Source organism: Rubritalea sp. (genome assembly GCF_039830215.1).
Classification (GTDB): domain Bacteria; phylum Verrucomicrobiota; class Verrucomicrobiia; order Verrucomicrobiales; family Akkermansiaceae; genus Rubritalea.
The window spans coordinates 1-5,834 of record NZ_JBDOPO010000163.1; the positions used below are offsets into that span (position 1 = coordinate 1).

Genomic DNA, 5,834 nt, shown 5'->3' on the forward strand with positions numbered 1-5,834 from the left:
GTCGATCTTGGCACCGTAGACTTCTTCACGCGTCTCTTGGTATTTGACGTAAGCTGCCTTGATTATTTCTGTGCCCTCAGCGAAGGAAACCTCATTGAGCTTAGTGGCGAAAGTCGTGTGGCGGCAATGATCAGACCAGTAGGTGTCGAGCATCTTGATCTCTGTGATGCTTGGGTTACGGCCTTCTTCGTCGCGGAAGTAGCGCGCTGTGAAGATGAAGTCCTGCGCGCTCATTGCGAGCCCGAGCTCATTGCGCTTTGCTGTGAGCTCTTCGTCAGAAGATGTGATGAACCACTCGAGGATCTCAACGTCTGCTGGAGTTATGATTTCCTGAGTAATTGACCCAGGAGCCGCCATGGATGCTTCGCGTGAGTCAACAGCATTGATCACGTAGCCTTTGATTGCAACAAGCTGCTCGGCTGTGATAGCGCCCTGAAGGACGATCACGCGTGCTGAAACTACGGTTGGCTTTTCCTGCTGGTTGAGGATCTGGATACACTGCGCTGCTGAGTCTGCACGCTGGTCGTACTGACCGGGAAGGTATTCCACTGCGAATGCAGTCTCGCCCTCATCTATGGTGATAAAATCTGCAGATGATTCGACCTGAGGCTCGGATAGTATCAACTGGCTCGCTTTTGCGAAGTCAGCGTCGCTGAGTCCATCGATGTCATAGCGCTGAACCACGCGAATGCCTTCGAGATTAGTGAGGTTCAGGTTTTCCCTGAGGTCGTGATGCAACTCCTTAGCTGGAGAGTTGAACTCTATTTGTTTTTCGACAAAAATGCGATGCATTGTGGTAAGTGATGTTAAGTTCGTGAAGTGAGAAAGCTGATTACTTGGGGTAGGCGAACAAGGCTTTAAGAGCAAGTGAGATTTGTGACAATATGAAGGCCTCTTGAGTGGTGTAAGAATAGGTCTAGAAAGATGGTGGGTGACATATGTGTTAGATTTCTGTTGCAAGGCCCTGTAGCTGGGTAGTATGTATAGGCTATGCATTTTATTTTGTGCTTTTTGTTAGTCAGTGCTGGTTTGAGCTTTCGAGGCTTCAGTGCAGAAAAGAAGCCTACTAACTATATGCAAAATAAGTTAGCACTCGAGAGGGTGGTGAAGATCTATCTAGCCTTTGAGGCGCGGCACGATGTGGAGCCAGGAATTGAGTCAGATTTGAAACTTCCAGAAAAAGCAAAGTTTCAAAAAGCCACCGGCGAATTCAAAAAATGGATCTACCCAGTTGCTATTGGTTTGGAGGTAAAGATAGGGTCTCCACAGCGACTGATTGTGGTGTTAGCTCCGGACTCAGCGGATGGTCGATACCTTGTTGGGACGGATGATTTAGTAATTAAGTCGTATACAAAAACTCAACTTAAGCCGGTTTTTGAAGCTCTCGAAAAGAGGCGCAAAACGTTGGGACTGAAATAGCACTGCTAAGCCCGAGCTTTAGCAAATAGTATTGAGCCAGAGACCACTATCAAATGGAACATGCCAAAGGCAATCGCCATGAAAAAGTTCGCCAGGTGAATCGGATGAATGAACTCTTGTGTGCGCAGGCTAACCCAGAAGCAGGCGAGTCCTAGCGCTAACATAAGGATGCCTAAAAAACGTGCAGACTTAGTGGTGTATAGCCGTATTGATAATAATGCGACTCCATAGCTTGCGATCCAAAGAGATGCAGTAAGAGGGAGAAGTCTAATGTCGTGGAAACTTAGGGCTGATCCAGCTACAAAGCCAAGTATTAACGATGGCATAAAGCTTCTAAAAACGTGCCTGAGCTGTGGGGTGTTGAGTATGTGGCCGTTAGCCTTGGCTTGCTTCGCTGCAAAGAAGAACGCGACAGTGAGCGCGCTCAGGGCTGCTGCAAGCCATGTGCTTATCCAGCTCCCAGCATTGATCGGGTAGGTGTGTAGGTCGATACTGCGTCCAGCTTTCAGTGTAAGGCTTGTACCTAACACTAGTGCAGCAATTCCAGTCATCAACATGGTCGGGATCATGATGCCACGGTGCTGTTTACTGCGCAGCATCAGCGACTCAATAATTTGGATGTGCTCAGGTAGTGTCTTTTGCTTAGGCATAGTGCTTCTTGATGGATAAAGAAAAAGCGCTTCGAGGGGAAGCTCGAAACGCTTGGTGAAATAGTTTGGTAACTCAGTCTTAGTCTCGTCCAGCGAGGGACATGAGGATCTGCAGCACATACCAGAAAAGAAGGGCTACAGAGGCGAAGAGTCCAAGCGAGGCAGCCACATATTGCTCAGTCCCGTAATGATGAATGATGTTGCTCGTGTCGCGTAGGATGGCTACACTAGCGAAGATTGCCATTGCTCCACAGAAAATGAGACCTAATTGGAAGCCAAAAATCATTGAGGCAAAAATCAGGCCAAGTGCCACAAATCCACCAATCATTAAAAAACCGTTGAGGAAGGAGAAGTCTTTCTTAGTGATAAATGCTATTGCCGTAATACCTAAGAAAAGAGCTGCAGTGATGATTCCCGCTTGAGCGATGATGCCTTCAAAATACAAGGAGGCCATCAGCATGATTGGGATGAAAATGATAGCTTCGGCAACTACGTAGAGGCCTAGCCCAGCATACTGCATACCTTTAGATGTCCCGCTCATTGCCCATTTTTGCGCAATGTAGGAAACTCCCATGAAGGCTATAAGAACGAGCCACCAGCTGTTCATCATTGCTAGCCCTAGGTTCTTCATTACTGTATTATTGAGAAATAGATACTCAAGTGCAGCAAAGGCTAAAATGGCTCCACCAAGGTGAGCGTAGGTCTTCTTGATAAATGTGGCACGCACGTCAGCTGGCTGAGCGGCTACGGTGTAAGGAGATGCGTATGGGTTTGATTCTAACATAGCTTTGTGTTTGTTCGCTGTAATCTAGCGCGAGGATTGAAGATATCAAGTAATCTTGAGGGAAGAATGTGAAGAATTTTCGAGATTAATCTCGAGCTGAATGGAGTAATAGGATTCCCCCAGTCATGAATGCTGTGGCCCATAGCATTACTAAGCTACGGGTACGAAGGGCGCGATGTTTCCTGTTGAAAATTCCAATGAGTCCACGGAGGAGGTTCTTTAGGGCGCAGAACTTTCCTCCGTAGAGGGCTAAGTCGCAAAAGTCGTATTCGTGTGCATCGTTTTTCTGAAACTGAAGCGACCTCCAGCTGGTGCGGAGCAGCATGATTCCTGTAATGACTAAACCAATACCGCAAATTATCCGGGAGTCTGGGTGCATAGCTACTAGCGTTTCGATAGCGCCGAACGGTAGCGAATGATACCCTCTGCTATCCCCATCGCTATGCTGGACTGGTAGCTGGAGGATTGGATGATACGAGCTTCAGTGGGATGACTCATGAAGCCGCCTTCGATCAAGATAGCTGGGTGCTTCACGCTTGTCAGTACGCTGTAACGGGCACGCTTGATGCCGCGGTCAGGGATGCTGGCCGAGCGGGTGCGCTGCAGTGTGCGACCATGGATCGCTGTTGCTAGTGCAATATTTGCAGAATCTTGGTAGTTTCCATTGCGGGTTCGGTGGTCGGAAGCTTTGACCGAACGGCCGTAATGGGCTATCCCAACAGGTGAGAGGGTAAAGGTCTCAATGCCACGAGCCTGACGTCGACCGCCTGCGTTGAAGTGGATCGATATGAAAATGGCATTTTTGTAACGATTTGCAAAGGCTACTCGTTGCTGGAGCGAGAGGTAGCGGTCGCTCTCGCGGGTCATGATCACGGTGTAGCCCTGACGTGTGAGAATATCGCGAACAAGTCTTCCAACGATGAGGTTGTAGCCAGCTTCAGTACCGTATTGGTTCACAGCTCCAGCGTCTTTCCCTCCGTGGCCAGGATCTAGAATAACTGTGCGGAAGTTGCCAGCGTCCCGGATGTAGGACGGGCGAAGGACTGGGTCGATCAACTTAGAGAGATCTATGCGAGAGACGAGTAGCCTTCCCGAATGTTCTACCACTGGATAACTCAAGATGAACTTCACGTTGTTCATTATGCATTCTTGGCTGTTGGCCGAGATTTCCATTTTGATACCAGTGTTTTCAAGGGTGGCTTTGCGGCCAACTCGGGTGAGAGTCTTGAAAGCGTAGAAAGATTTTAAGCTCCGCGCTGTCACATACTGCTTGTCACGGATGTTCACAGTCTCCCATTGAGCCATTGCAACGTTTGCGAGAAGGAGAGAGAAAACGAGAGTTGTGAGTAGTCGGATGTTCTCGGTCATAAATGATCAATCGTAACTGTGAGGGGGACTAAGTGTCGATACGCTAGAGGCATGTTTGAGCGATAGCAAACTCAAAGTTATTGGTTTGCTCGATAGGATTCCTTACTTGTAAATAATTAGGACAGATTGATGGCTCGCGGGGTATTCCTTCGTTTTTTAACAACGATAGCAGACAGAGCATATAGAGTGTGCTAAAACTTAAAACAGATGGACGAAACGCAACAAGATAAAGAACGCGACGAAATGCAAAAAAAGAACTTTGCCAAAACACGCAAAAGCTTGATTGCTCGACTTGATAATTGGGAAGACCAAAAGACTTGGGACGACTTTTATCATACTTATTGGCGTTTGATTTATTCTGTAGCTCTCAAGAGTGGATTGAGATCCGAGGAGGCATTTGATTGCGTCCAAGAAACAATTCTCTCCATTGCTAAGCAATCTAAGAAGAAGCTTTACGATCCAGCTCAGGGTTCATTTAAAACTTGGCTAATGAATATGACGCGTTGGAGGATCAATGACCAGTTTAGGAAACGCAAGAAGGACACAGTTATGAGTGTTGGCTCTTTTGATGAAGACCGTAAGACTGCCATTATTGAACGGGTGGAAGACCCTAAAGGTGATGTGCTTGATCGCTTGTGGCACGCGGAGTGGAAGAAGAACTTGGCTGATGCCGCTCTAGCGCGGGTTAAGACACAAGTCTCCCCCAAGCAGTACCAGATTTTTGATTATTATGTGGTGAAGCAATGGGATGCTTCCAAGGTGCAGGCTCACTTGCAAGTTAGTATGGCTCAAGTATACTTGGCTAAGCACAGAGTTGGATCGGTTCTCAAGAAAGAGTTGGCTAAATTAGACAATGATGACGACTAATATCCCACTAGAAGTCCATATTCCTGATCACGAAGTTCTGCGCAAAATTGGTGGTGGGGCTTATGGTGAGGTTTGGCTAGCGCGGGGGGTTACAGGAGCTTGGCGTGCAGTCAAGATTGTCAGACGCGAGGATTTTGATGACGAGCGTGGCTTCGAGCGCGAGTTTGATGGCATTCTCCAATATGAACCCCTGTCTAGGGATCACCCAGGACTGGTCAACGTTCTTCATGTTGGACGAAGTAAGGAAGGGCAAGACACTTTTTACTACTACGTTATGGAGTTGGGGGATGACTTCCACACTGGCGTTGAAGTCAATGCTGTCGAGTATGAGGCTCGTACTCTGCGTTCTGATTTAATCACCGCCGATGGTACACCTTTGGATCTTGATTTTTGTTTGGATGTGGCAATGCGTCTCGCAGATGCTCTGTCGTACCTTCATCAGCGCGGTCTAGCGCACCGTGATGTGAAGCCGTCTAATGTGATCTTTGTTGGAGGTAACGCAAAGTTGGCTGATATCGGATTAGTCGCGCCGCGAGATCAAAGAACATTTGTTGGAACCGAGGGTTTTGTCCCACCTGAGGGGCCGGGTTCGGAGCAGGCGGATCTTTATAGTTTAGGTAAGGTTCTTTACGAGATGATGACCGGTAAGGATCGATTTCAGTTTCCTGAGCTGCCTTGTGAGTTGCCAGCTGGTGACCAGCGTAAAATGTGGTTGGAGATGAATCGTCTCATTTGCGATATCTGCG

The 5,834-nt window shown here is 47.8% G+C and carries 7 protein-coding genes and 1 pseudogene; 3 read left to right on the top strand and 5 right to left on the bottom strand.

The genetic code is table 11. The annotated features are described in order from the left end of the window. Positions 1–792: pseudogene (locus tag ABGY95_RS05375) on the bottom strand (phosphoribosylformylglycinamidine synthase); the annotation flags it as partial. Positions 793–1,074: 282 nt separating this feature from the next. Between ABGY95_RS05375 and ABGY95_RS05380 the strand changes: the two are divergent. Continuing rightward, complete coding sequence (locus ABGY95_RS05380; RefSeq protein WP_347440671.1) at positions 1,075–1,419, top strand: hypothetical protein; 345 nt, start codon at positions 1,075–1,077, stop codon at positions 1,417–1,419. Between the two features lie 5 nt (positions 1,420–1,424). Here ABGY95_RS05380 and ABGY95_RS05385 read toward each other — a convergent pair whose 3' ends face one another. From ABGY95_RS05385 to ABGY95_RS05400, 4 genes are all read right to left on the bottom strand, one after another. Then, positions 1,425–2,069 (bottom strand): hypothetical protein, encoded by a 645-nt coding sequence (locus ABGY95_RS05385; protein ID WP_347440672.1) that lies wholly within the window; start codon positions 2,067–2,069, stop codon positions 1,425–1,427. A gap of 79 nt (positions 2,070–2,148) precedes the next feature. Further along, the gene (locus tag ABGY95_RS05390) at positions 2,149–2,853 is read right to left on the bottom strand and encodes a Bax inhibitor-1 family protein (RefSeq protein WP_347440673.1); all 705 of its coding nucleotides are present in this window, start codon (positions 2,851–2,853) and stop codon (positions 2,149–2,151) included. 85 nt (positions 2,854–2,938) lie between these two features. Then, a complete protein-coding gene (locus ABGY95_RS05395) occupies positions 2,939–3,232 on the bottom strand; it encodes a hypothetical protein (protein WP_347440674.1) in 294 nt (97 codons plus the stop codon). Positions 3,233–3,237: 5 nt separating this feature from the next. Then, positions 3,238–4,221: an N-acetylmuramoyl-L-alanine amidase gene (locus tag ABGY95_RS05400; RefSeq protein ID WP_347440675.1), complete on the bottom strand. Its 984-nt coding sequence runs from the start codon at positions 4,219–4,221 to the stop codon at positions 3,238–3,240. A gap of 207 nt (positions 4,222–4,428) precedes the next feature. Between ABGY95_RS05400 and ABGY95_RS05405 the strand changes: the two genes are divergently transcribed. Beyond that, positions 4,429–5,088, top strand: coding sequence for a sigma-70 family RNA polymerase sigma factor (locus ABGY95_RS05405; RefSeq protein WP_347440676.1), 660 nt, complete (start codon positions 4,429–4,431; stop codon positions 5,086–5,088). Further along, positions 5,075–5,834: serine/threonine-protein kinase (locus ABGY95_RS05410; RefSeq protein ID WP_347440677.1), on the top strand; the 760-nt coding region annotated here is incomplete at its 3' end. The genes ABGY95_RS05405 and ABGY95_RS05410, both read left to right, overlap by 14 nt.